The sequence below is a fragment of the uncultured Psychroserpens sp. genome (genome assembly GCF_947492715.1).
In the GTDB taxonomy this organism is placed as follows: domain Bacteria; phylum Bacteroidota; class Bacteroidia; order Flavobacteriales; family Flavobacteriaceae; genus Psychroserpens.
On the sequence record NZ_CANLNS010000001.1, the window covers coordinates 1038123 to 1063321 of the forward strand.

The window sequence follows — 25199 nt, forward strand, 5'->3', positions numbered from 1 at the left end:
TGGCCTGTTTTTAGATGTATTGTAAACTCTTAAACGACCTCTGAACCTGAAAAATGCGCCTCTAATTCTTTAAGAGTCGCCTCATTAGTTTCTAAGTCTTTTACAACCTCTCCTTTTTCCAAAACGACTATACGTTCGCAGACATCTGTAACGTGTAATAAATCATGGCTTGATACCAAAACTGTTACACCTTGTTTTTCTGCGAGGTTCTTAATAATTCCTTTCAAACGTATTTGTGTTGTAGGGTCTAAGTTTGCAAAAGGCTCATCTAGGATGATTACGTCAGGATTTCCTATAAGAGCGGCAACAATTCCTGCTTTTTTCTGGTTTCCTTTACTAAGATCTCTAAGATATTTTTTTTGCCCTAATATTTCGTCGTGAAAAAAGTCTTCAAACTGTGACACCAAACTGTCCACATCTGCCCTATTCTGCCCTCTCAATTCACCTATAAAGTAAAAATATTCTTCTGGAGTTAAATAACCAATAAGGAAACTTTCATCGATAAATGCTGATGTAAAGGGTTTCCAATCTTCACTTTTATCAACAACTACACTATTATTTGTAATGTTTCCTGTGGTTGGTTTTATGAGGTCTAATAGCAAGCTAAAGTAAGTTGTTTTACCTGCACCATTATTTCCTACAAGTCCGAAACTTTGTCCTTTTGGAATTCCTAGTTCATCTATTTTTAAAACTTGCTTTCCATTATATGCTTTTGAAAGGTCTTTTGTATAAATCATAATATTTTTGTCTTTTTAACTATCTTGACTAAACGCGTCAATCATTTTATATTTTGAATTGAGATATTTTTGAGTGATGAATTTCATTATTTTTTTATGAAATACAATTCCTAAAATACCCAATATTAGGAGAACTGCAATTGCGGCTTCAAACCCAGCCAACCAATTGGTAATACCAAACAAGCCCATTGGAAGCACCATTAAAGGAATACCTATTAACCACTGCACAGCTCCTGTCCCTTGGTAATTAAATGCAGCTCTTTTATCTAAGTCTATTTTTTTTCTGTTGAAAGAGCCTCCTAATAAAATCACATGAGAATTCACACCAATGTTATAGACCGCTGCGGCAAAATGCGCAATTAGAATTTTCCAACCAAAATATACATATGGAATACCTAGTACAAATAAAATCACCACACTCATAATCATAAGAATAAATTTAGAGCGAAGGTATTGCTCGTATTTAATGTTTTGACTCATAAGCATTTTATAGTATCCACTATCCCAAGCTGGAATAAATTGACCGAAATTAATAAGAAAAAATCCAGTAGAAAACACACCAATAAATGCATACATAAATACCATGTTTCTATATATAGGCTGTGGATAAAAGAACAATCCATATAGTAATCCAATCGCTAAAAGCATAACCATAGATTTAGTTCGTTTATTTCTCCATATCAACTTTAAATCTAATTGCATAAAAGGTGCAATATCCCCAAAACGCCTAGTCCAATCCATATTAGAAGCGTTGACAACAGTAGTCTTTGTTTTTAATGAACTATCAAGGAAAAGTTTAGACCTCAACTGTTTAAAATTAATCACATATAAAGCCACCAGTATAGCTATTGGTACCAGAACGAATACTGGATTATCGTAAATAGCTGTATAGCCTTGCGCTACGATATCTGCAAATGATATAACATTAAAATGATTTAAAGCAAATAATCCTCCTACGAGTACAATTACAGGTAGAAAAGACAGTTCTCTTTCTGAAGAAAAACTCTCTAAAATAAAATTCAAAAAATTAATGATAAGGGTCACTGCAATCGCTGTTAATAACCATGCAAGTACTGAAGCTGTAGGATATCCTTTAGTTAACAGTGTGATGCTAAATGGTATAAACGCAAACAGCGGTAAAAAATTAAAAAATGAAAATGCCGATTTCCGCAAAACATAATTAACCACTTTGCTGCGTTTTACAGGTAATGTAAGTAAAGGTTTTACCGACATCACAGGTAATTTCTGAAAAAAGAAACGCATGGCAATATCTGCAATAATATAGTAAAACATGAACGCGTTTAACGTTGACAGAGGGTCTTGATCTGGATTTATTTTTCCTAAAAGTTTATGTAAAAAGATACCTAGGAATAGAAAAATTCCAACAAAGTACAGCGCAAAAAAGATCATCAAGATATTAATCGCAATACTTTTACCAAAACTTGCCGAACGAAAAAACTGCTTCCATTCTAAGTTTAAAAAATGCTTAAGTTTCATATGTTTTTGGTTAGTTAATCACTAATTAGTTAGTGTATTTTTGAGCTATTTGAGATAATTCCATTCCCCAAGATTGGCCGATAGACATTCCTGCTTGAGTTAGCTCTGTTTGCTTTGATGCCAATTTTTTTCCTAAATCCGAATTATAAAAAGCTACCAAACCTTGAATCTCCTCTTTTGAGAATTCTTTCATATATACATCTGCTAATTTACTATATAAACCATCTAAGGTGCCATTGGCTTCTTTAGTATAGGCCTCTTTTTTGTCGGTAGGTACCATTGCTCCAATTTGCGAAATAGCGTTATTAAACATATCTGTAGTTCCCGTAAGTTTTATAAACTCAATGGTTTGCGTTTTAAACTCTGAATGATCTTGAGCCTGGATTGAAAACGTGCAAACAAATGCAATAAGGTAAATTAATTTTTTCATGGTTTGTGTCAATGTTTGATTATTATGAAATGTTAGTGTCGCTAAATTTGATTTTGTTACAACTAAAATACGATTCCTAGTTCGATTTGTTATTTTTACAAAAAAAATATTCATGTCACAATTTCACAATCTCACTATAAAGGAAATAACCAAAGAAACGGAAAAAGCTGTAACTATTAGCTTTGATGTCCCTCCAGAACTTAAAGATACCTTCCAGTTTAAGGCTGGACAATATATTACCTTAAAAACAACCATTAATGGCAATGAAGTTAGACGCGATTATTCACTTTGTACATCTCCTAAAAGCGGAACACTTAAGGTTGCAGTAAAAGAAGTAGAAGATGGCACATTTTCGGCATATGCAAATCACGAACTTAAATCTGGTGCTATTTTAGAAGTCGCTCCACCAAAAGGTCGTTTTGTCTTTGAACCTAACGATTCTAAAACAAAAAATATTGCCCTTTTTGCTGCTGGAAGTGGGATTACACCAGTATTGAGTATTATTAAATGTGCTTTAGAAGAAGAAGTGCAGAGCAAGGTGATATTGGTTTATGGTAATAAATCTACAAAAGACACCATGTTCTTAAAAGAACTTTTAGAGTTGCAACATCAATACAGTTCTCGTTTTTCAATTCAGTTTGTATTTAGTCAGGCCGATGAAGATGATGCTATTTTTGGTAGAATTGAAAAAAGCACAGTTAACTATGTCATGAAAAATAGGTATAAACATGTGGAAGTTGATGCGTATTATCTTTGTGGTCCTGAAGGAATGATACATACAGTTAAGGATGTTTTAACTGATCATGATATCGACGAAAACCGCATACACTTTGAGTTATTTAAGGCGGCCAAACCTGCTGAAATTAACAACACATCGGTTCCTGATGGTAGAACAAAAGTCACTGTGCTTCTAGATGATGAAACCTTAACTTTTGAAATGTCACAGAAACAATCTGTTCTGGAGGCTGCTTTAGATGAAGATATTGATGCGCCATACTCTTGTCAAGGGGGTATCTGTAGCAGTTGTATTGCCAAAATTACAGAAGGCAAAGCAACCATGAGGCAAAATAATATTTTAACAGATGGTGAATTGGCAGATGGACTTATTTTAACCTGCCAAGCTCACCCAACAACGCCAACACTTTTTGTGGATTATGACGATGTGTAAAATACACGTCATCTGCTAAAATTGGTTTTAGTCGTAATAATCAGCACTTTATCGAAAAAATCGAAGATATTCCTACAAATTCTTGACGGCTAATTTTAATCAAAATAACTTAGCCCACGATTAGAATTTAATCATAGGGATTATCTAAAAATTCTAAATCTTACCTCGTTCTTCTGGAGCGAGGTTTTTTTATTTTAAAGTCTCGTAAATTTTAGAAATAATGTCCTCTGGAGAAATAGACCTCATCACATCTTCATAACCTTGAGGTAAGACATTCCCATAGATAGATGTAGGTATTTTTGGATATTGTGTTCTATTTACTAGAACTGTAGAATCTTCATTTTGATTATAAGGTAAAAAACCAGCAAAAGGATGTGTAACGCCCCAAACTGTAACAACCTTTATACCTAGCATAGCAGCTATGTGCGCATTTCCAGAATCCATAGCGAGCATAAGGTCTAAATTGGATATGATATCCAATTCTTCGTCCAAGGAAAATTGACCTGCTAAGTTTATTACGTTTTCAAATTTATTCGCTATACCTTCTAATACTTGAGCTTCACTGTTTCCTGCTCCAAAGAGCAAAATCTTATATGTTTTAGCAAGCTCCTCAACTACGGTTGTCATTAAATCGATAGGATACATCTTCCCTTTAAAAGCAGCAAATGGGGCAATGCCAATCCATCGTTTTGTATCATTGCCTATAACATCTAGATATTTAGAACTAAGACTTGTCTTTTCTGAAAACATCGGTTTAGACATATCTAAAGGAAAGCCTAGTTTTTCAAAAACATCTACGTAGCGTTGTTGTGTGGTTTTAAGTTGTTTAAAATTTTTGCCAGATGTAAGCGCTCTTTTTTCTTGACGTCCTTTATCTATTTGTACTATCCTTTTTCCTAAGAAAAACAGTTTCAATATTTTGCTACGCAAAACATTGTGTAAATCGGCAACCACATCAAATTGTAATTGACGAAGTTCACGTGAAAGTTTCCATAACCCATAGATCCCTTTATGCTTACCTCTAATCTGAGCGCCAACAACATCTACATTAGGTATATCTCTAAAAAAAGGTCTAAAGAAAGGTTTTGTTAGAACGGTAAGTTTAACATCGGGATATTGAGAAGAAAATGCACGTAATACTGGTACACTCATAGCAACATCGCCCATGGCTGATAGACGGATGACAAGAATGTGTTTAGGTTTTGGCATGCTCTAGCTCTCTTATCACACTTAACTCTGTTAAGCATCTTGTAGATTATATTGCTAAGAATGATTTAAAATCAAAATTAGGCTGCTATAATTATGTTATTTCTGGCTTCTCAAAACAGGATTAAGTTCGTCGTCGTTATACATTTTCATTTGCTTATAAACTTTCATGTACTTATCTCCTTTATTTATATCATCTAAAAGCGTATCAATGGCTGTTGATAAATCAACACGTTGCTCTAATAAAATATCTAATTTTTTCTTACATGCATCTCTATGTGAATCTGAGGCATCTGTTCTGGTAGCTTCTTCATTCATATGATAGATTTTAAGTGCTAAAATCGACAATCTGTCAACTCCCCAAGCAGGGCTTTCTGTATTAATCGTAGCGTCTTCCTTGGCAACAACATCATCATATTTTTCTAAAAAATAACTATCAATGTACTCTACCATATCTGTTCTGTCTTGATTTGAAGCATCAATTTGACGTTTCAATTTTAAAGCAGCAACGGGATCTATCTGTGGGTCGCGAATAATGTCTTCATAATGCCATTGTACGGTATCTATCCAACATTTTCTATAAAGTAGATGTTCTAATAGGTTAGAGTTTTTATCATACACATTAGTAAATGGTTGATCTACAGTATTTATAACATGATATTTCTCAATAACATCCTGAAATATTTTATTTGCGTTTTCTGAAAACATAATCTCTTATTTTAAAGTGCAAATATATAGGTATTTATTAACTTTATCATTCTTAAATTTAACTTCAAAACATGCACATTCATAATCTATCGAAAGAAAATTCTATTTTAAATTCTTTTATATCTGAAATTAGAGATAATCGTATTCAAACCGATCGTATGCGATTTAGGCGAAATATTGAACGCATTGGTGAGGTTTTATGTTATGAAATGAGTAAAACTTTAGATTATAAATCAAAAACAATTACCACCCCTTTAGGAAAAAGTGATACGCAACTGTACAATGACGATATCGTGTTGTGTTCTATCTTAAGGGCAGGTGTACCATTACACAGTGGGCTTCTGAATTATTTTGACGACGCAGAGAATGCCTTTATTTCTGCCTATAGACATCATAAAGACAATCCTGAAACTTTTGAAATTATTGTAGAGTATTTGGCTTGTCCTAGTCTTGAAGGAAAAACGCTTGTTTTAGCAGATCCAATGCTTGCCACAGGTCAATCTATGGTTGCTACTTTTGAAGCATTAAAACCTTTTGGAACTCCAAAAAACATTCATTTAGTAAGTGTCATTGGAGCCCAAGATGGTGTTGATTTTGTAAATAATCATTTCGGAAAAGACACTCATTTATGGATTGCCGCCATAGACCAAACCCTTAGTGATAAAGGTTATATTATACCTGGTTTAGGAGATGCTGGAGATTTAGCCTTTGGAAAAAAGTTACAGCAATAAAAGAGCAATAGGTGTTATAATAATAACCCAGAGTAGTGTTTCTTTAAACCACTTTTCTGAAATCACCTCTAGATAATTTGTCATAATAATTGATAGTGGCGCAAATAAGAATAGAAACTCGCTTCCATTTTTAGAAGGAGCTACAGCAACAATGACTAGGCCTAATACCGCTGTTAAAATAATAAGTTTAAATGATGGTCTATAGCTCTTCATTTGAGACCTAATATTCTTAATATAATAGAATAAAGCCCATAGCCCAAAAGACAATAATATGGTTGATCCCACTATAATTTGTCTTGAATTTAATGCGCTAAAATCTAAACTAAAGTCAAATAATCCATTAGCAAAGCTTAAAATGTCTGTGTTGTTTAAAATAAGATATGAGCTTGTAATAACTGCCACTGTTGCTATGCCCATAAGTGGTATGATGTAGTTTTTTAAATCTAAAATTGCATATACTAGCAATGCTGCGAAAATGAGAATAAAAAACACTGAGGACCAGAAGTAAAACAGACTCGCAATAGCAATCCAAAATGAGGCATCAAATAACTTTTTCTTAATTGCTTTTTGAGACCTTAAACTTATTAATCGGCGTAATGCCAAGAGTACAAAAAAATTAGCTACTAATATTTGAGAGTTTAGAATTGTTGGCGGTAGTACTGCAAAAAACAACACATACAAAACAATGTTGTAGCTGTTCTTTTTTGTTAAGCCATTTCTGGTTACTAAAAAGTCGAATACAAAAACAGACATTAGGCATATTAGAAACAAACCTACTTGCTTTGCGACTGCAATGGCATCGAAATTTTCGGTTAATATTTTAAATTTAACTAGCACAAAAACAACCAACAGCATAATGCTAACTACGATGTAGTGAATTGGTTTTGATTTACTAAAAAAATTTGAAATCATTGGTTTAGTTTAAAATGAAAAAAATATGTAATTTTGCACTGTAAATATATGATTATACCCTTGAAGCTCGTTAAGAGATTCTAAAAATATCAACATAATGAAAGACTTTTTTTACGCAATACAAGATTTATTTGTTAACTTTTTATTCAAACCTTTTGATTGGTTAGCATCGTTGGAATTAGAAAACTGGTGGACAGCCAACACTGTTTCTTGGATTTTCATCATCATTGGTATTGTTGCCATGGCTTACTGGATGAAAGAGCTTAAAAAATATAATGATAACAATGAAGAAGATAAGAGTATCTCTTCTCATTCTTATCTATAAGTTATAAATCGAAACCGATATCTTTACGATAATTCATCTTATCAAAATGTAGTTTATCTATATTTTGATAAGATTTTTTTATGGCTTCTTTATACGTGTTTCCGTAAGATGTTATTGCCATAACACGACCTCCAGACGTTACAATTTTCTCCCCTTTTTCGATTGCTCCTGCATGAAATACAATAGAGTTCTCTACGTGTTCTAACCCAGAGATTTCTTTTCCTTTTTCATAAGATTCGGGATACCCTCCAGACACAAGCATCACTGTTGTGGCCGCTCTTTCATCAATCTCGATATTAATCTCATTTAAACGCTCCTCTGCTATAGCTTTAAACACCTCAACAATATCTGTTTTTAATCTTGGTAAAACAACTTCTGTTTCTGGGTCTCCCATTCTTACGTTATACTCAATAACTTTTGGGTCATCGCCCACCTTAATTAAACCTATAAAAATAAATCCTTTATAGGGCAAGTTGTCTTTAGCCAAACCTGTTACTGTAGGTTTCACGATTTGTTCTTCAATTTTAGTCAAGAACTCTTTAGTTGCAAAAGGAACTGGAGATACGGCTCCCATGCCTCCAGTATTTAAACCTGTATCACCTTCTCCAATACGCTTATAGTCTTTAGCCGTAGGCAAAATTTTATAGTGTTTCCCATCAGTTAACACGAAGCAACTAAGCTCAATCCCATCTAAAAATTCTTCTATAACAACTTTTGAACTGGCATCACCAAACTTGGCATCTACAAGCATATTCTTAAGTTCGGCTTTTGCTTCATTTAAATCATCAAGAATCAAAACACCTTTTCCAGCAGCCAATCCATCGGCTTTTAATACATAAGGAGGATTTAAAGTTTCTAGAAATTTATAACCATCTTCAACATTAGAGGGATTAAAACTTTGATACGCAGCTGTTGGGATATTATGCCTAAATAAAAACTCTTTAGCAAACTCCTTGCTACCTTCTAATTCGGCAGCCGCCTTTTGAGGTCCAATAACCGCTACGTGCTTTAGCCTTTCGTCATTTAGAAAGAAATCATGCACACCTTGAACTAAAGGATCTTCTGGACCCACAACTACCATATCAATATGATGCTTTAAAACTAAATCTTTAATGGCGTCAAAATCGGTAACGCTAATATTTACATTAGTAGCTATTTGAGCTGTTCCAGAGTTTCCAGGAGCGACAAAAAGTTTGTCACATAAAGGGCTTTGAGCTGTTTTCCAAGCAAATGTATGTTCTCTACCTCCAGAACCAAGAATTAAAATCGTCATATTGTCAATTTGTTTGTGCAAAAATAATTGTTTTTAGCGTCTTTCGAAGTTTACAGACAAGACTTTTTTTCTTTACTTTACAAGAAATACAAACACACTTTTTTTGAACCTTTTCGATTTTTCTTTAAAACTTAATGGCTATCCTTTGAAGGAAGCAAAAACAGAATTGGCTTCTATTCAAAAAAAAACCGATAAAGACTTTAAGCAATATATAGGCCAAAAACGTTATGACATTGTTGCGTATCATTTAAGTCAAAATTTGTTTTATAAATCTCTAGCTCCTAATCTCAATTTAGACAACTGGAGTTCAGTTCCAGTGATGACAAAAAAAGATTTGCAACAACCACTCAAAGAGCGTTTATCAACAGGGTTTACAGCTAAAAATGTTTACATTAACAAGACCTCTGGTTCTTCTGGTGACCCTTTTATTTTTGCGAAGGATAAATTTTCACATGCCATGACCTGGGCAATTATTCAAGATAGATTTGGTTGGTATAATTTAGATTTTAACACCTCTCGTCAGGCTCGTTTTTATGGTATTCCGTTAGATAAAAAAGGATATTATAAAGAACGTTTTAAGGACAGTTTGAGTAAACGTTTTAGATTTTCAGTGTTTGACCTAAGTGATGATGCTTTTGCGAAACACATAAAGAAATTTAAGTCGACAGCATTTGAATATATAAATGGATATACAAGTTCTATTGTTCAGTTTGCAAAGTTTTTGGAACGACAAGAGCTCATTTTAAGATCTATCTGCCCAACATTAAAAGCATGTGTAGTGACTTCGGAAATGTTATTTGACGACGACAAACGGCTTATGGAAAATCAATTTGGCGTTCCTGTGATTAACGAATATGGAGCTTCGGAACTGGATTTAATAGCATTTCAGAATCATAATAATGACTGGCAACTTAATAGTGAAACCTTGTTTGTTGAAATTTTAGATGATGATGATAACACACTTCCTGTTGGAAAAGAAGGACGTGTTGTTATTACCTCTCTCTACAATAAAGCACACCCTTTTATTAGATATGATATTGGAGATATTGGAGCCTTATCTGAAAAAAGCACACCTCGCATTCCCATTTTGAAAACATTAATTGGAAGAACAAATGATATCGCCATCTTACCAAGTGGAAAACGAGCCGCTGGATTAACCTTTTATTATATCACGAAGAGTATTATTGAAGATGACGGCAATGTTAAGGAATTTGTTATTGAGCAATTAGAAAAACATCGTTTTAAAATTATATATGTAAGCGCTAAACTACTTTCGGAAGAAAAAAAACAAACCATTATTAAAGCAATGGAAAATTACTTAGAAAAAGGGCTCACTATCATCTTTGAAAGACAAGATCAATTAAAACGATCTAAAAGTGGTAAATTAAAACAGTTCACTTCTTTTGTAACCTCAACGCAATGAAAAAAGACGTTTTAGTCATTACAAGCTATTTTCCTCCAGAAATTGGAGCAGCGTCCAATCGGATTTTCCAGTTGGCAACAGGTTTACAACATAGCGATTTTAATGTTAGTGTATTAACGCCTTTACCTAATTATCCAACAGGCAAGATATTTGAGGGATATCGAGGAAAGTTTAAACAAGTCTCTGTTGAGAACAATGTAACAATCCATCGTCTTTGGGTTTATGCTAGCAACTCAAAAAATAAGCTGTTACGCCTAATGGCCATGTTATCATATAGCTTTAGTCTCGTCTGGTTTTTTGCATGGAATAAAATTCCTAAGACTGTTATTGTACAATCTCCTCCATTAATAGTGGCGTTTACTTGCATGCTCTTTTTGCGAAAAAAAAATAGAAACCTCATTTTAAATGTTAGTGATCTTTGGCCTATTGCTGGCTTAGAATTAGGCGCATTTAAAAAAAATTTCAGTTATAGGGTTTTAGAAAAAATTGAGCATTATAACTACAAAAAAGCCAGCCTGATATTGGGGCAAAGTGAAGAGATCTTAACTCATATAAATGCAATGTTCCCGGAAAAGACAACGTTTTTATATCGAAATTTTCCCGACTTTAATGTCCCAGAAATAGTATCGCCCGAAAGCCAAGGGAAACTTAAAATTGTCTATGCTGGGTTATTGGGTATTGCCCAAGGAATTTATAAATTATGTAATGAACTTAAATACGATACTATTGAATTCCATATTTATGGTTCTGGAGCAGAACAACATAAAATAGAAACATTCGTAGCAGAACATCCTGAGTTACCCGTTTTTTATCATGGTCATGTCACTAGAGATGTGCTCCATACTGTTTTAATGCAGTACGATGTTGCTATTATTCCACTACTTAATCGGATTTATGGTAGTGTGCCTTCGAAAATATTTGAATATGCGCGTTTGGGTTTACCAATGCTTTATTTTGGTGGTGGTGAAGGTGAATTTCTTATTGAAAACCACAAATTAGGCTGGGTTGCAAAATCTGGCGACTATAATCATTTAAATAGTATTATTTCAACTATTAGTCCTTTTTCAGAAGCACAGAAAAGAACTATTCATAAAGAGGCCATAACTCATTTTGATTTTAATAGTCAATTAGAACGCTTAAAAGTTTTAATTTAATACGCCTTGTCTTCACCTCTTACGGCATTTAGAAAAGTTTGGGTGATGATTTTTAAATCTAATAGAAGCGACCAGTTTTCGATATAGAATATATCATATTTTACACGACCAATGATGTCTTTATCTGTTTCTATTTCGCCTCTAAAACCACTAATTTGAGCTAGACCAGTAATGCCAGGCTTTACAAAATGACGTACCATAAATTTGTCGATTTTTTTTGCATACATATTGGTGTGGCTTACCATATGTGGTCTTGGGCCAACAACAGACATATCTCCAAAAAGAACATTAAAAAACTGTGGCAGCTCATCAATACTTGTCTTTCTAATAAATTTTCCAATTTTAGTGATGCGCTGGTCTCCTCGTGTTGCTTGATATAAATGAGCATCCTTATTAGGCATCATAGATCTAAATTTGTAGCAATCAAATTCTTTGTAATTAAATCCATTTCTGGATTGTTTAAAAAACACTGGACCTTTCGATTCTATTTTTATTAAGATGGCTATGATAGGCGTAAGCCACGACAAAATAAAAATAACCACTAAACTTGAGAAAATGATATCAAAAATTCTCTTAATCACCATGTTAAATGAGTCCTCTAAAGGTATATTCCTAAGTGATAAAATAGGTATATAATCATAGTACTCATATTTTAATTTTTTAGAATAAATCTCTTTATTGTCGGGTAAGAATTTCAAGATTTTTAAATTATTATCTACAAAATCTGCTATGTCGCTTATTTGCCTGTTAGATAATTCTGAAATGGAACAATAAATTTCATCGATATCTTCTTCTTTAATATAATCAAAGTAATTATCGAGATTCTCATTCTTGTCTTTAATGCTGAATGTGTTCACATGAACATAGCCATATTCTGGATTCTTATTAAAGAAGGTTTCGAGTGCTTGAGTTTTTTTGTTAGCTCCAAAAATTACAGTTCTTCTAAAATTACCTCCAAAAGAGATACGGTATTTTTGAAGTAAATAATAAATAGTGAACTTAAAAAAAGTTACCCCTAAAAAAACGAAGAAGATATATTTAAAAATGGTAATTGGATAGATATTTAAATCGTGATAATACCCAGAGAACGCAAATACTATCAACGTAAACAGCACCATTTGAGTGAGAATTAAAGAAAAAATCTTTACCTCTCTTGTGTATCTATAAACTTGATAGAATTTAGAGTAAACCGACAAGGTCACCCAAGATATTGATGTAAATAGTATAAAAATAAATGGATCAATATTTTTAAAAAAATATAAAATGGCTAGACCATTAACCATACTTAAATCAATTAAATATGAAATTGGTCTTAAATAACCCGAATATCGTCCTTGTTTAAATAAGCTCAAATTATGGTTTTATATGTTTAGAAAAATCTCTGTGTTCTCTTTTAAATAAATCTTCTTTAGACAGGCTTTTAAAATACGCGTATGTTTTTTTCATGCCTTCCTCACGACTCACTTTTGGTTCCCAATTTAACAACTTTTTCGCTAAGGAAATATCGGGTTGTCTTTGCATTGGATCATCTACAGGTAAATCTTTATAAACGACCTTTTGTGATGTATTAGTAAGCTTTATTATTTCTTCAGCAAAATCACTTATAGATATTTCGTGAGGGTTTCCAATATTTACTGGATACACATAATCACTAAGTAATAATCTATAAATCCCTTCAACTTGATCATCAATATAACAAAACGACCGGGTTTGTGAACCATCCCCAAAAACAGTTAAGTCTTCTCCTCTAAGCGCTTGACCCATAAAGGCCGGTATTACTCTTCCGTCATTTAATCTCATTCTTGGTCCGTAAGTATTAAAAATACGAACAATTCTTGTTTCCAATCCATGAAATCTATGATATGCCATAGTAATAGACTCCTGAAAACGCTTCGCTTCATCATAAACGCCTCTAGGTCCAATGGTGTTTACATTTCCGTAGTAGGCTTCGTTTTGAGGATGTACCAAAGGATCTCCGTACACCTCAGAGGTTGATGCGATTAAAAGTCTTGCTCTTTTTGCTTTCGCTAAGCCTAATAAGTTATGCGTTCCTAACGAGCCTACTTTTAAGGTTTGGATTGGGATTTTCAAATAATCTATTGGGCTGGCAGGAGATGCAAAATGTAATATATAATCTAAGGGTTTTTCAATAGTGATATGTTTCGTTACATCGTGCTCAATAAATTCAAAATTTGGATTTGATTGTAAGTGCTCTAAATTACGGATATCACCTGTGATGAAATTATCCATACCAATAACATAAAACCCTTCTTTTATGAAGCGATCACATAAGTGTGAGCCTAAAAACCCGGCGGCTCCAGTTATAAGTGCCTTTTTCATTAACTCTCTGTATTTCGCCCTATAGATGCGTAATAAAACCCTTCACTCTGTACGTCACTAACATCATATAGATTTCGTCCGTCAAAAATAATAGGGTGTTTCATTTTTGATTTTAATTTATTAAAATCTGGTGTTCTAAATATACTCCATTCTGTACAGATAATCAAAGCATCAATATCTTCTAAAACATCGTACATATTGTCTGCATAATACAGTTTATTTCCGAGTTTTCTTTTTACGTTTGGCATGGCTTCTGGATCAAAAACCCGAAGTGAAACTCCTTGTTTTAATAACTCATCAATCATATATAAAGAGGGAGCTTCTCTAATATCATCTGTTTCGGGTTTAAATGCTAATCCCCATATACCAAATGTTTTACCTTTCAAAGTATTATCAAAATGAGAAGTGATTTTTGGCATCAGAATTTTTTTCTGAATGTCATTTACTTTTATTACAGATTTCAAGATATCAAACTCATAGCCATGATCTTGACCCGATTTAAATAGGGCTTTCACATCTTTAGGAAAACACGACCCGCCATAACCTATTCCAGGAAATAAAAAACGTTTACCTATTCTAGAATCTGTTCCCATTCCAACTCTAACCTTATCTACATCTGCACCCACTTTTTCACAAAAATTAGCAATCTCATTCATAAAAGTGATTTTAGTTGCTAAAAAGGAATTGGCGGCATATTTTGTAAGCTCTGCCGAACGTTCGTCCATAATTATAATTGGGTTACCTGAACGCACAAAAGGTTTATAGAGCTTTTGCATTAATTTTGTTGCTCTTTCAGAACTTGACCCAACCACAATTCTTTCAGGTTTTAAAAAGTCGTCAACGGCGAAGCCTTCTCTTAAAAATTCTGGATTAGAAACGACATCAAAAGGGACATTTGTTTCTTTGTCAATAGTTTCTTTTACGCGATCTGAGGTGCCTACAGGTACAGTGCTTTTATCAACAATAACTTTATAACTTTTTATGTTTTTTCCGATTTCCTTGGCAACACCTAAAACATATGATAAATCTGCTGATCCGTCTTCATCTTCTGGAGTTGGAAGTGCTAAAAAGATAATATCTCCATGTTCTAAACCTTCGGATAGATCGGTAGAAAACTTAAGTCTGTTCGCCTTAATATTTCGTTCAAATAGAACATCTAAATGAGGTTCGTATATTGGAACAACGCCACTTTGCATTTGTTCAACTTTACTCTGGTCAATATCTATACAAAGCACTTCGTTACCTGTTTCTGCCAAACAAGTACCTGTTACTAAGCCTACATAACCAGTACCAATTACTGATATCTTCATTAATTATATTATTTAAAACAAAAATAGAAAAATAAAGGTGGTAGATTATAATAATTTAATCTAAAAACAAGGATTACTTTTCTAGTGCGAGAATAAAACGGTCTAGGATGTTTTCTTTAGAATAATTTTTCACAACATAGGTTGCTGCATTCTTTCCTAATTTGATGCAGAGGTCTTTATCATTTTTCAATGTTTCAATACAATCCACGACTTGGTTTTCAGAATTATCACTGAAATAAAACCCTCCTTGTGAATCCTCGTATACGGTAGCAACCTCTGAATCCTTATTACCTGTAACTATAGAGGGTTTAGAGCTTGCCATCATCCCTAATAGCTTGGAAGGCATAACAGTATCTATGACATCACTTTTTTGAAAAAGGATATGTACATCTGCACTTGATAAAAGTACTGGTAATTCTTCATAAGGAACTAAGTTAAAATGTTTAACAAAGTCGTATTTTTTAATGGCTTCTACTACTTTTGATTTCTCGGCGCCTTCTCCCACAACTATAACTTCTATATTATCTATTGACTCAAGTTTATCTAGTACTTTAAAGAAAAAACTCCAATCCTGTTTGGCTCCAATATTTCCTGAATACAGGATTTTAAATTTTTCGGAATTTAAATGTGGGTGTTTTTTATCTATTTTAATTCTAAATTTAGAAGTGTCTAACCAATTCGTTAGATAATAGGTTGGCTTGTTTTTAACTTTCGAGTTTAGTTTGCTAAGCATTCCGTTGCTTATAGTACTTATGGTATTGGCTTTTTTAAATAGGCTTCTCTCAATCCAAAGAAGGAGCTTAATAAATACCGATTTATTACTACTTAAAAGACCAGAATCTATCGCAGCATCAAACTCAAAATCTTGAATATGAATCCATAATTTTGATCTATATCTAAGTTTTAAAAACCACCCAAGTAATATTGATGATGTAAACGGAACAATACAGATGACATGATCTGGTTTAGCGATTTTAAACAAATTAATAACATTTCCGAAGGTAAAACTAAGTAGATGTATAATTCGTTTTACGAAAGAAGGATTGGATGGTACATATTGCTTATATCTATAGACTGATACGTCGTTAATGGTTTCTTTATACCACCTTTTTTTGTTCTTATAATCTGATCGTATTTTCCATTGCGGATAATAAGGAAAACCCGTTACGACTGATACGTTATAACCTTTAGAAACTAAATATTCGGCTTTTTGGGTTGTATATAATCCAATGGCACTATCTTCTGGATAATAGTTAACACCAATAATTGTAATGTTTTTTTTACTCAAGCTACCTTTTCTTTAAAAATTTTGCAGGAGACCCAACATATACAGAAAACCCATCTAAATTATCAATAACCGAACTTCTTGCGCCAACTACAGTACCATCTCCAATAGAAATTCCGGGGGCAACAAAAACATCTGTGGCTAGCCAGCATTGGTTTCCGATGGTGATTTTTTTAGCATAGATTGGAAAATCTATTTTGTCATAATTATGAGAACCTGTACAAATATACCCTTTTTGAGACACGACTGTATTACTACCAATTTCTATTTCGCCTAGAGAATACAAGACAACATCATCACCAATCCAACTATTATCGCCAATAGAAACTTTCCATGGATAAGTCATTTTTACACTTGGTCTAAGCAATACATTTTTACCAATTTTAGCTCCAAAAATCTTCGCTAAAAAACGTCGCCATCCATACAAAAATTGTGGTGACAAGGCAAACAAAGTTCCTTGTACAACCCACCATAATTGCACTACAATTGCCGACTTGCCTCTAAAACCTTTTGGGGTTTTGTACAAGTTTAAATCTTGTATAGAATGACTCATTTTTTTATTTAGGCTCTAAAGATACTAACTGCATTGTCAATAAAGCTTTTTACTTTATACTTTTCTTTAGCTTCATTAAAATTATGTTCTTGTATCTTATTAGAACTTTCATGGTTATCTGATAAGGTTTTCACCATATTTACGATACTATTAGGGTCATTTTTATTGACATAAAACCCATTTATAGATGCTTTGAAGATGTCTGGAATTCCAGCATGGTTTGTTGTTAAAACAACATTAGCAGTGGCCATCGCTTCCAAAATAGAGATAGGTTGGCCTTCCATGGTATACCATGTAGGTAAGATAAAAGTATTCGCCCAAATCAATAGGTCTTTTTTCTCTTGACCTCTCACGACACCACAATATGTAGTGTGTTTTAAATCATCAAAATACGCTGTCACTTTATCCTTGTTAGATGCATCTATATGCCCTGCTATTTTAGCCTCATAATCAACACCTTCATTTTCTAAAATTTTTAATGCTTCCAATAATGCGAAAATTCCTTTTTCTTCCATTAAATTACTCAAAAAAACAATTTTAGGTTTTTTGAAGGACTGTACCTTTTCTTTGACTTCATTTGATGTTGGGAACAAGTAATTTTCAACAAAATTATAGAGCACAAATATATTATCCTTGGGTATAAAAGGAGACATATTTCCTGTGAGGCTTTCAGATAGCACAATACCTTTAGAGGTTTTGCTCAAAAGTATTTTGAAAATCTGTTTTTTTAAACCCTTTAATAAGCCGTATTCTTTTCCAACATAATTCCCATGAATATGAGTAATCAACTCTTTACCGGCTAATTTAGAGAGGGCTATAAACAAGGTGTATTTTACTACCCCAAAAAAGGTTTGTCCGGGTGTTATATAAATTATATTGGCCTTAAATATTTTATAAGCAAAGAAGTTTAGTTTTAGATAGAACAAAAACTTAGATAGCGAAAAAGCACCTAAATTTTCATCAAATTTATTGTAAGAGGTGTTGATGGTATCAACACTAAAACCATCATGCTCAATAAGATTGTCAGCAACAACTTTATTTGCAAGAGAAACTCCCGTTGTAGGCTCTGGTATTGGACCTATAATTAATATTTTTTTCATTTGACCTCTTTAGGGTTTTCCTTCAGACTTGTAAATGCAAATAAATTAATAAAAAATGAAAAAAGCAGTACCCCGTTTTGTCTTTCTAATATATTTTCGGTTAATAAAGTCACTAAGAACAAAATTAAAACAGAAAAATATATAAAATTTGTTCTTTGGATTGCTCGTTTAAAATTAAAGAAAAGCGTATATATTAATGCTATTAATCCAAATACTCCTGAAGCTAGCCAAACACTTAAAAATTGATTATGCGAATTAAAATACAAGCCATTAAAAATAGTAGCTTTTTCTTCGTAACAACTTGTAAGTACAGCTTTGGTGTCTCCTACTCCATATCCAAATAAAGGACTTTCAAATATCTTACCAATAGAACATTCATAAATATTTAGTCTATAAGATGTAGAGCCTAAGAAAGACGTTTCTGGGCTAAAAAAAGCATTTACAAATTCTAAATATCTATTTCTAATTGGCTCAATGAGGTAAGAAAAAGCAAACAAGATTAAAACCAGTAAGAAAAATATAATAATGCTTCTTTTTCTTTTAGTTCTTAGAAAATAATAGGTGAATAATAAACTTAAAACAACTATAACGCCTTTTCTGGCCAAAACCACTAATATAATTACTAGGAAAAGTATTGAAATATAGAGAAGTACTTTTTTAAATTTAGAAGCAATTAGACGCGGTAATTGAGTAGAAATTATAAGTGCAATAGAGATATACAGTGACGCATAAATAGGATGCATTGAGTATTTACCATATTTAGAATTTATTCTCTCACTATAGTCTCTAAATATAAATTCATTGATGTGATCATTAAATATATTTTGAATGAAAACACCAATAAAAAAAAGCACAGTAGCTATGTAAAAAACGAAGTAGAATTTTTCTAAAGTCTTTTTATGGTCTATATCATATCTACTATTCACAAGATAAAACCCTATAGAGAATATTGGAAATGCTGCCATAACCATGAGGCGTTTAAACCCTAAGTCTAGATCTTTGGTGTAACTAAGTGATAGGGCTAAAACAAAAAATAAAGACGCATTAATAAATAATGGTTTTAATGCATCCGTTCTGCTGTGAGGTTTTTGAAATATTAAAACAATTGATAATGCTAAAAATAAAAACAGGTTAATATTTCTAATGTTTTCTGGTAATAAGATTGAAATTCCAAAAAAGCACAGTATAAATAAATACAGGTTTGTTATTTTATTCTTAGAAAACGGCTTAATCATTTATTGCTTTTTTTAAATGAAATTCTAAGGGCATAATCAATTGCTTTAGGGATCACCATTATGCCTATTAATGTTCCTATGAAATAAGAAAATCCGTTAGTAAAATCACCTCTTAAAAGAAATATAAGGTGCACCGCAAAATAGAACGCCATTATCCTTTTAAAAGGATCGTCGCTCTTTAACCAATACATGAATTTAACGATAAAAAAGGCTAAGAAAAAACTAAGTAATATAACTCCGAAAAAACCGAAATTTATATAACCTTCGGCTACAACAGGATTTGATAGATTACTATATTCGAAACCATAATCTTCAATAACATAATCACCTATGAGTTCTCCAGTAGAATATGGTTTAGATGCCCATAAACTTCTTGGAACAAAGAAGAGCAGGCCACTTAATAATTGATAACCAAATGAAAATCCATGCTTAACGGTATAATCTACAGTTGCCATGACATTTGCAAAGGCGTCATAATGTAAGGAGTTAAATGTTTTGGTAATGCTTTCTCGATTATATCTCTCAACGATTAGACCAGGATTTGCAAAAATTTCGTCTACCGAAGCATCTAGGTGAGTTAAGCCAGAAATTAATGGAAATAAAATAACTAAAGAGAAAAACAGGAAAACAAACGACTTAATATTGGTATTCAAAAGTTTAGGCATGAATAAAAATATAAGTGTAATGTATATTGGACCTATTGCATTTCTCTTTTCAGTAAGGGGGTTTTTAAAGAATATTAATAGAAATAAAAAACTTAGAAATATTACAAAAATTATTATTGTATTTGAAGTGATTTTATCTCTCTTTTTAAGATAAGTATACGCTAATACAATCGCTCCAAAAGGAATCATATAAAGCACTTTTTTTAATATGAGTTGCCCAGATACAGACATTTCATAAATCTTAGCACTTTTCCACTGGGACTCTGTTAAAAGTGTAAATAAATAATCATAGCTCATGATCAAGGTAATCACTCCAATAACTAGCATAATTAATAAATTGAGAGGAACATACCTGCTCATTTTATAAATAGACGTTTTAACCTTTGCTTTCCGCTGTCTTTTTTTAATATATACATAGCTTAAAAAAAACACGACATGCGATACTAATATGACTAAATTGGTATAGAACACTCCACTTTCAGTATAAGGGAAATAGTTTGGAAACGTATTTTCTGTAGCCGTAAATGCTTTTATCTGTACCATTGGGGCCAGTAAAAAAAACAAAAAATTAAACGTGATATAAGCCGATAAAAAAGGGGAATAATCTTTTTCTATTTTTAGATGATAGAGAAAAATTGCGGTTAAGAATACCCAATTTATAAAGAATGAAGCCCAAACAAATAAGTTAACAAAAAAAGAAACGAACAACAGTGCGCTAACAAATAAATATAAGATTATGACAATGTTGCTTAATTTCATTTTTAAAGCTTCTCTTTTTTCAGATTAAATGTTGAAAGATTTAAATATAGACAAATTAATTTTATCTTTTTTCCAGATATAAATCAATCCAATAATATTCCAAAAAGTAAAAGAAAACGCTGTACTTATCGCTGCTCCAATCATTTCATATTTTGGTATTAAAATGAGATTCATTACCACATTTATAACAAGAGCTACTAATAATACACGTTGAAAAAAAACTTGTCTTCCCGTCATGTTCAAATACAACCCAACGGGTCCACATAAGGTGTTAATTATTTGACCAAAAAGAATAACGTATAGCGCTTGTTTTGCCATAACGTAGTTTTCACCGAAAAAAGATAAGATTAAATTAGAACACATTATAATTCCAATTATCAAAGGTATTGATAGCGCTACATTTAATGTTGTGGCCTTGGTGATTACTTTCCTTAAATCTGGTTTATTATCTTCATAAAACAGTTTTGATATTTGAGGCGCTATTGTAGCGTTAATAGATGTAAGTATAATACCCACCACAGCCGATATCTTAATTGCTATACCATAATACGCTACAATTGTAAATGAAAAGTACATTTCCAAAACATAAACATCAAAACTTTGCATTATAAGTAATGAGATAAGGCTAAAAGACATTGGGAACGATACTTTTATAATCTCTTTATAGCTTATATTAAGGGCGTTTTTAATAACAGTTACTTCTTTTATTTTAAGTAAAATTAACACTGATGAAAACACTGCTAAAATTAAAAAAGACACTATAAAAGCATCAAATAGCAAGCCTATATTATCCACATAAATAATAATTAATACTAGCAGTAAGAGTAAACCAAAACGACCTACATTTCTTAACGTTTCTGATGTATACAGTAAGTCTAGAGCTCTTAATACCTCTAAATTAAGTAACGTAATTGCGAACGGCAGTAGTACAATAAATACCTTATTGAGTACATAAACGACCTCTGGGTCTTGGAAATAAGTAATTGAAAATAATCTGGACGTAATTAAAAACCCACATAGTAAAACAAGATACATGATTACTAAGAGCGTTATCTTTTTCTTATATAACGATACGATTTTCCCAAATTCACCTAAAGCATCTAGTTTTCCAGAAAACTGAAGAAATGAACTATTCATACCAAGTAATGTAAGTGCACTTAATACAATAATGGTAGAATTAAAGTAATTGTATTGTCCTACTAGTTCTTCACTAGCATTATTGGTTATGAGTAGTAAAACTAATATTTGTAAAGCCGCTCCAGAAGCTCTTAAAACTAAAACATAAAGACTCTTTTTAACTACAGAGTCTTTAAGTGTATTAAAAAGCTTTTTTAGTGGTCCCATATTTAAGTTTAGCTAATATTTACCAATTTAAGTCTTCTTCATAACCTAAATCTACGAGCATTTCTCCTGCATATTTTTTAAAGACCTTTTTTGCGTCTTCTGTAAAGTAGTTTTTCCAATCTCCTGAAATTCCTTTTCTTAAAAAGCTCGTGGTATTTTCCTCTCCAGGTTTACGTTTCGTTTGATTTTCAAATGAATATCTATTAACTGTTGCTCGAATATGCTCTTTATCATGGTTTGCTTTATTTGAGAAAAAGCACATAAGTTTTTCGGTTTCCGAAAAGGTGTCTTTCAGCATGTCTTCATATCTAATTAGGTATATATTATCTAATTTTTTTGAAGCATCTAGCCATTTTTGATTATAGTCTTTCCAATTTCCAGGATAATTAAAAAAGAGGAACTTAGACGGTTTATCTGTAAACAAAAACTCAATATAGGTAGCAAGGTTTGTTTTTATATCAGAATAATCTTCAAACTTCAACTTACTTCTATAGTAGTTTACTAGTTTAGGGTCTTTTTTGTTTTTATCATTCCATACCAAATGGTGAAAATAAGATGAGACCATAATATCTCGACCATCTCTTAGTAGCCAAACAATATGTTTGTTTTTATCAATTAAGTATTTAGGTTGGTAATGGCTGTGATATACTGCTTTTTTAAGTATAGGATATTGGTTTCTAGGAAAGGGTAGCTTTAAGCATCCTGACAGCAATTGAGCTAACCATGTGCCTCCAGATTTTGGATATTCGACAACTAAAACAGAAGTATTTATTAAGGTAACAGAATTAATATATAATAACCTAGTAGCATGTTCAAACTTGTTTAGTATCTGTTTTATTTTCATAGTTAAATTAATCTTTTTCTACCATAGGAAGTGTAACGTATACATTTGATAGCACGTCAGACTTTCCCTCCCAGCCTTCTATAGGTTTATCAATATCTGTTGGTCCAAAAATAATTTTTACTTTATCGGTTTTGGTTTTGGTTTTTATTTTACATTCAAACCAGTCTTTATCAACCTGTTCTATTGTGGCACCTCCATTTTCAAAGTAGCCTGTAGATTTAATCCCTTTTAGTTGACCTTGGGTTAAATCAAATATCGCATCAACCCTATTAGGATATACATCAGAAATTCTTAGTCCGAAGGCACTTACATTTTGGGTCTTTTTAACAAAAACAGATATTTCTATGTCTTTTTGGGCATCAATTTCAACATCATTTATAACAACGTACGCTGCTCTAACGATAGAGTTTCTAGTAACCTTAATAACATCTTTACCTTTAAATTTAAGATCGGTTTTCTCAACGCTAGTACCAATGATATTAACACTATAGCCATCACTTAGGTCACTTAAATTTTTATTATTTAAAAGGGTTCTAGATCTATTTGCAATTTGGTCGTCTTTTGTGGTATTTTCCTTTTTTTCGGTTGCTCCACCAATGCTCTCTTGCTTTGCTAGAATCTTGTTCTCAACTCGTGTATAAATAGAATTGTATAATTCTGGATCATCAGCGTAGTAGTTGAGACTAGCCACAAATTGTAGGCTATCTATATTGTGTTTAGAATAAATAAATGTTTCAGGTAAAATACCCTTGTCTTCAATAAGTTTTTTGTTCACCCCTTTGGCAGCGGCTAAAATTGAAACATCATAAATGATATCAACCATTTTCCCTTCAGAAATAAGATTATCTGGTTTAGGGACTTTATTAGAGCAGGAAAATAAAAGCAATCCTATAATGAGAAACCCTGTTATTGAAACTTTCATTTATATACGTTTTCTTTGGTAAATTAAACAATCATTCCGGCGGCAACAGTTTCATTAGTTGTGTCGTCTATAAGTATAATGCTACCTGTAGTTCTGTTTTCTCTATAAGAGTCAATCATTAATGGTTTTGTTGTTCTTATTTTCACCTTAGAAATATCATTCATTTTAAGGTCTTTATCGTCAACATTACGATCTAAAGTTTCGATGTTTATTTTATAGACAATGTCTTTGATCATTGCCTTTTGTTCGTTACTTGTATGACGAATACTATATTTTGCTCTTGGTTTTGCTGGGTTATTGTGCAACCAACAAAGCATTACTTCTATATCTTGAACAGGTTCTGGTTTGTTATTAGATCTTACAATCATATCACCTCTAGAAATATCTATATCATCTTCTAGAGTAATTGAAACAGACATAGGTGCATAAGCCTCCTCTAAGCTGTCTTTTAATGTGTCGATTGTTTTTATTTTTGAAGTAAAGCCAGAAGGCATTATAGTGACCTCATCACCTACTCTAAAAATCCCACTAGCAACTCTACCAGCATAACCTCTGTAGTCTCTATGGCTTTCACTCTGTGGTCTCAAAACTGTTTGAACAGGAAATCGTGCATCTACCTTATTAATATCACTACTAATATGCATTGTTTCTAAGGTATGTAATAAAGGAGCTCCTTGATACCATTTCATCGTTTCAGATCTATTAACCACGTTATCTCCGTTTAAGGCGCTTATTGGAATAAAACGAATATCGTGAACCAATAATTTAGATGAAAATTCTTCAAATTGATTAATCACCTTGTTATAAGCCTCTTCAGAATAATCTACTAAATCCATTTTATTGATACATACAATAATATGAGGTATTTGAAGTAAAGAAGCAATGAAGGAATGGCGTTTAGTTTGTTCAATTACACCGTGTCTTGCATCTACCAATATAATTGCGGCGTTAGCAGTTGACGCTCCTGTGACCATATTTCTTGTATATTGAATATGTCCTGGTGTATCGGCAATTATAAATTTGCGTTTAGGAGTTGTAAAATATCTATAGGCTACATCTATTGTAATTCCTTGCTCTCGTTCGTCTTTTAATCCGTCTGTAAATAAGGCTAAATCAACACCATCATGGCCTTTCTTTTTACTTGTATTCTCAATAGCTTGTAATTGATCTTCAAAAATAGATTTTGAATCGTACAGCAAACGACCGATTAATGTACTTTTTCCGTCGTCTACACTTCCCGCAGTTGTAAAACGTAATAATTGATTATTATCTAACATT

Annotated in this window: 24 protein-coding genes; 5 read left to right on the forward strand and 19 right to left on the reverse strand. The window is 32.4% G+C overall.

Translation table 11 applies throughout. The annotated features are described in order from the left end of the window. Positions 1-29: 29 nt before the first annotated feature. The 3 genes from Q0787_RS04615 to Q0787_RS04625 are packed head-to-tail and all read right to left on the reverse strand — an operon-like array spanning position 30 to position 2664. Positions 30-737 (reverse strand): ABC transporter ATP-binding protein, encoded by a 708-nt coding sequence (locus Q0787_RS04615; protein ID WP_298901077.1) that lies wholly within the window; start codon positions 735-737, stop codon positions 30-32. A gap of 15 nt (positions 738-752) precedes the next feature. After that, complete coding sequence (locus tag Q0787_RS04620) at positions 753-2234, reverse strand: DUF5687 family protein (RefSeq protein WP_298901078.1); 1482 nt, start codon at positions 2232-2234, stop codon at positions 753-755. Between the two features lie 25 nt (positions 2235-2259). Next, positions 2260-2664 (reverse strand): DUF2059 domain-containing protein, encoded by a 405-nt coding sequence (locus tag Q0787_RS04625; RefSeq protein WP_298901079.1) that lies wholly within the window; start codon positions 2662-2664, stop codon positions 2260-2262. 112 nt (positions 2665-2776) lie between these two features. Here Q0787_RS04625 and Q0787_RS04630 point away from each other — a divergent pair, with 112 nt between their 5' ends. Further along, positions 2777-3832, forward strand: coding sequence for a ferredoxin--NADP reductase (locus Q0787_RS04630; protein ID WP_298901080.1), 1056 nt, complete (start codon positions 2777-2779; stop codon positions 3830-3832). 189 nt (positions 3833-4021) lie between these two features. Here the strand turns inward: Q0787_RS04630 and Q0787_RS04635 are convergent, their stop codons facing one another. Then, positions 4022-5041, reverse strand: a complete 1020-nt coding sequence (locus Q0787_RS04635; protein ID WP_298901081.1) for a glycosyltransferase family 9 protein — start codon at positions 5039-5041, stop codon at positions 4022-4024. 96 nt (positions 5042-5137) lie between these two features. Beyond that, entirely contained in the window at positions 5138-5746 is a 609-nt protein-coding gene (locus Q0787_RS04640; protein ID WP_298901082.1) for a DUF4254 domain-containing protein, read from the reverse strand. Between the two features lie 71 nt (positions 5747-5817). Between Q0787_RS04640 and upp the strand changes: the two genes are divergently transcribed. Next, complete coding sequence (gene upp, locus Q0787_RS04645; protein ID WP_298901083.1) at positions 5818-6477, forward strand: uracil phosphoribosyltransferase; 660 nt, start codon at positions 5818-5820, stop codon at positions 6475-6477. On the opposite strand, the gene Q0787_RS04650 is transcribed toward upp, so the two are convergent. Beyond that, on the reverse strand, positions 6466-7389 hold the full coding sequence (locus tag Q0787_RS04650; protein WP_298901084.1) for a DUF6427 family protein: 924 nt from the start codon (positions 7387-7389) through the stop codon (positions 6466-6468). The genes upp and Q0787_RS04650 overlap by 12 nt on opposite strands. Before the next feature lie 97 nt (positions 7390-7486). Between Q0787_RS04650 and Q0787_RS04655 the strand changes: the two genes are divergently transcribed. Further along, a complete protein-coding gene (locus Q0787_RS04655) occupies positions 7487-7714 on the forward strand; it encodes a uracil phosphoribosyltransferase (RefSeq protein ID WP_298901085.1) in 228 nt (75 codons plus the stop codon). 1 nt (position 7715) lies between these two features. On the opposite strand, the gene purD is transcribed toward Q0787_RS04655, so the two are convergent. Next, positions 7716-8987: a phosphoribosylamine--glycine ligase gene (gene purD / locus Q0787_RS04660; RefSeq protein ID WP_298901086.1), complete on the reverse strand. Its 1272-nt coding sequence runs from the start codon at positions 8985-8987 to the stop codon at positions 7716-7718. 103 nt (positions 8988-9090) lie between these two features. On the opposite strand from purD, the gene Q0787_RS04665 reads away from it, so the two are divergent. Further along, a complete protein-coding gene (locus Q0787_RS04665) occupies positions 9091-10410 on the forward strand; it encodes a phenylacetate--CoA ligase family protein (protein WP_298901087.1) in 1320 nt (439 codons plus the stop codon). Continuing rightward, positions 10407-11564 (forward strand): glycosyltransferase family 4 protein, encoded by a 1158-nt coding sequence (locus tag Q0787_RS04670; protein ID WP_298901088.1) that lies wholly within the window; start codon positions 10407-10409, stop codon positions 11562-11564. Before Q0787_RS04665 ends, Q0787_RS04670 begins: the two co-directional genes overlap by 4 nt. Here the strand turns inward: Q0787_RS04670 and Q0787_RS04675 are convergent. The 12 genes from Q0787_RS04675 to cysN all read right to left on the reverse strand — a co-directional run bounded on the left by Q0787_RS04675 (position 11561) and on the right by cysN (position 25198). After that, positions 11561-12916 carry an undecaprenyl-phosphate glucose phosphotransferase gene (locus Q0787_RS04675; protein WP_298901089.1) on the reverse strand — a complete coding sequence of 452 codons (1356 nt, stop codon included), beginning with the start codon at positions 12914-12916 and terminating at the stop codon, positions 11561-11563. The genes Q0787_RS04670 and Q0787_RS04675 overlap by 4 nt on opposite strands. A 1-nt stretch (position 12917) precedes the next feature. Beyond that, complete coding sequence (locus Q0787_RS04680; RefSeq protein WP_298901090.1) at positions 12918-13904, reverse strand: UDP-glucuronic acid decarboxylase family protein; 987 nt, start codon at positions 13902-13904, stop codon at positions 12918-12920. Beyond that, positions 13904-15214, reverse strand: a complete 1311-nt coding sequence (locus Q0787_RS04685) for a UDP-glucose/GDP-mannose dehydrogenase family protein (protein WP_298901091.1) — start codon at positions 15212-15214, stop codon at positions 13904-13906. The genes Q0787_RS04680 and Q0787_RS04685 overlap by 1 nt, the downstream gene beginning before the upstream one ends. Positions 15215-15287: 73 nt before the next feature. Continuing rightward, positions 15288-16502, reverse strand: a complete 1215-nt coding sequence (locus Q0787_RS04690; protein ID WP_298901092.1) for a WcaI family glycosyltransferase — start codon at positions 16500-16502, stop codon at positions 15288-15290. A gap of 1 nt (position 16503) precedes the next feature. Further along, complete coding sequence (locus Q0787_RS04695; RefSeq protein WP_298901093.1) at positions 16504-17052, reverse strand: putative colanic acid biosynthesis acetyltransferase; 549 nt, start codon at positions 17050-17052, stop codon at positions 16504-16506. Between the two features lie 8 nt (positions 17053-17060). Continuing rightward, entirely contained in the window at positions 17061-18152 is a 1092-nt protein-coding gene (locus tag Q0787_RS04700; RefSeq protein WP_298901094.1) for a glycosyltransferase family 4 protein, read from the reverse strand. Next, complete coding sequence (locus Q0787_RS04705; protein ID WP_298901095.1) at positions 18149-19387, reverse strand: O-antigen ligase family protein; 1239 nt, start codon at positions 19385-19387, stop codon at positions 18149-18151. Before Q0787_RS04705 ends, Q0787_RS04700 begins: the two co-directional genes overlap by 4 nt. After that, complete coding sequence (gene wzy, locus Q0787_RS04710) at positions 19384-20595, reverse strand: O-antigen polysaccharide polymerase Wzy (protein ID WP_298901096.1); 1212 nt, start codon at positions 20593-20595, stop codon at positions 19384-19386. The genes Q0787_RS04705 and wzy overlap by 4 nt, the downstream gene beginning before the upstream one ends. A 240-nt stretch (positions 20596-20835) precedes the next feature. Beyond that, positions 20836-22155, reverse strand: coding sequence for a polysaccharide biosynthesis C-terminal domain-containing protein (locus Q0787_RS04715; RefSeq protein ID WP_298901097.1), 1320 nt, complete (start codon positions 22153-22155; stop codon positions 20836-20838). A gap of 19 nt (positions 22156-22174) precedes the next feature. Next, positions 22175-22999: a sulfotransferase domain-containing protein gene (locus Q0787_RS04720; RefSeq protein WP_298901098.1), complete on the reverse strand. Its 825-nt coding sequence runs from the start codon at positions 22997-22999 to the stop codon at positions 22175-22177. Positions 23000-23006: 7 nt separating this feature from the next. After that, positions 23007-23921 carry a DUF4296 domain-containing protein gene (locus tag Q0787_RS04725; RefSeq protein WP_298901099.1) on the reverse strand — a complete coding sequence of 305 codons (915 nt, stop codon included), beginning with the start codon at positions 23919-23921 and terminating at the stop codon, positions 23007-23009. 23 nt (positions 23922-23944) lie between these two features. Further along, positions 23945-25198, reverse strand: a complete 1254-nt coding sequence (cysN, locus tag Q0787_RS04730) for a sulfate adenylyltransferase subunit CysN (RefSeq protein ID WP_298901100.1) — start codon at positions 25196-25198, stop codon at positions 23945-23947. Between the last annotated feature and the right edge of the window lies 1 nt (position 25199).

What these genes read in the sequence shown, in the direction of transcription:
- Q0787_RS04615 (WP_298901077.1), bottom strand. Translation starts at nt 737, where the DNA reads ATGATTTATACAAAAGACCTTTCAAAAGCATATAATGGAAAGCAAGTT.
- Q0787_RS04620 (WP_298901078.1), bottom strand. Translation starts at nt 2,234, where the DNA reads ATGAAACTTAAGCATTTTTTAAACTTAGAATGGAAGCAGTTTTTTCGT.
- Q0787_RS04625 (WP_298901079.1), bottom strand. Translation starts at nt 2,664, where the DNA reads ATGAAAAAATTAATTTACCTTATTGCATTTGTTTGCACGTTTTCAATC.
- Q0787_RS04630 (WP_298901080.1), top strand. Translation starts at nt 2,777, where the DNA reads ATGTCACAATTTCACAATCTCACTATAAAGGAAATAACCAAAGAAACG.
- Q0787_RS04635 (WP_298901081.1), bottom strand. Translation starts at nt 5,041, where the DNA reads ATGCCAAAACCTAAACACATTCTTGTCATCCGTCTATCAGCCATGGGC.
- Q0787_RS04640 (WP_298901082.1), bottom strand. Translation starts at nt 5,746, where the DNA reads ATGTTTTCAGAAAACGCAAATAAAATATTTCAGGATGTTATTGAGAAA.
- upp (WP_298901083.1), top strand. Translation starts at nt 5,818, where the DNA reads ATGCACATTCATAATCTATCGAAAGAAAATTCTATTTTAAATTCTTTT.
- Q0787_RS04650 (WP_298901084.1), bottom strand. Translation starts at nt 7,389, where the DNA reads ATGATTTCAAATTTTTTTAGTAAATCAAAACCAATTCACTACATCGTA.
- Q0787_RS04655 (WP_298901085.1), top strand. Translation starts at nt 7,487, where the DNA reads ATGAAAGACTTTTTTTACGCAATACAAGATTTATTTGTTAACTTTTTA.
- purD (WP_298901086.1), bottom strand. Translation starts at nt 8,987, where the DNA reads ATGACGATTTTAATTCTTGGTTCTGGAGGTAGAGAACATACATTTGCT.
- Q0787_RS04670 (WP_298901088.1), top strand. Translation starts at nt 10,407, where the DNA reads ATGAAAAAAGACGTTTTAGTCATTACAAGCTATTTTCCTCCAGAAATT.
- Q0787_RS04680 (WP_298901090.1), bottom strand. Translation starts at nt 13,904, where the DNA reads ATGAAAAAGGCACTTATAACTGGAGCCGCCGGGTTTTTAGGCTCACAC.
- Q0787_RS04685 (WP_298901091.1), bottom strand. Translation starts at nt 15,214, where the DNA reads ATGAAGATATCAGTAATTGGTACTGGTTATGTAGGCTTAGTAACAGGT.
- Q0787_RS04695 (WP_298901093.1), bottom strand. Translation starts at nt 17,052, where the DNA reads ATGAGTCATTCTATACAAGATTTAAACTTGTACAAAACCCCAAAAGGT.
- Q0787_RS04700 (WP_298901094.1), bottom strand. Translation starts at nt 18,152, where the DNA reads ATGAAAAAAATATTAATTATAGGTCCAATACCAGAGCCTACAACGGGA.
- Q0787_RS04705 (WP_298901095.1), bottom strand. Translation starts at nt 19,387, where the DNA reads ATGATTAAGCCGTTTTCTAAGAATAAAATAACAAACCTGTATTTATTT.
- wzy (WP_298901096.1), bottom strand. Translation starts at nt 20,595, where the DNA reads ATGGTACAGATAAAAGCATTTACGGCTACAGAAAATACGTTTCCAAAC.
- Q0787_RS04715 (WP_298901097.1), bottom strand. Translation starts at nt 22,155, where the DNA reads ATGGGACCACTAAAAAAGCTTTTTAATACACTTAAAGACTCTGTAGTT.
- Q0787_RS04720 (WP_298901098.1), bottom strand. Translation starts at nt 22,999, where the DNA reads ATGAAAATAAAACAGATACTAAACAAGTTTGAACATGCTACTAGGTTA.
- Q0787_RS04725 (WP_298901099.1), bottom strand. Translation starts at nt 23,921, where the DNA reads ATGAAAGTTTCAATAACAGGGTTTCTCATTATAGGATTGCTTTTATTT.
- cysN (WP_298901100.1), bottom strand. Translation starts at nt 25,198, where the DNA reads ATGTTAGATAATAATCAATTATTACGTTTTACAACTGCGGGAAGTGTA.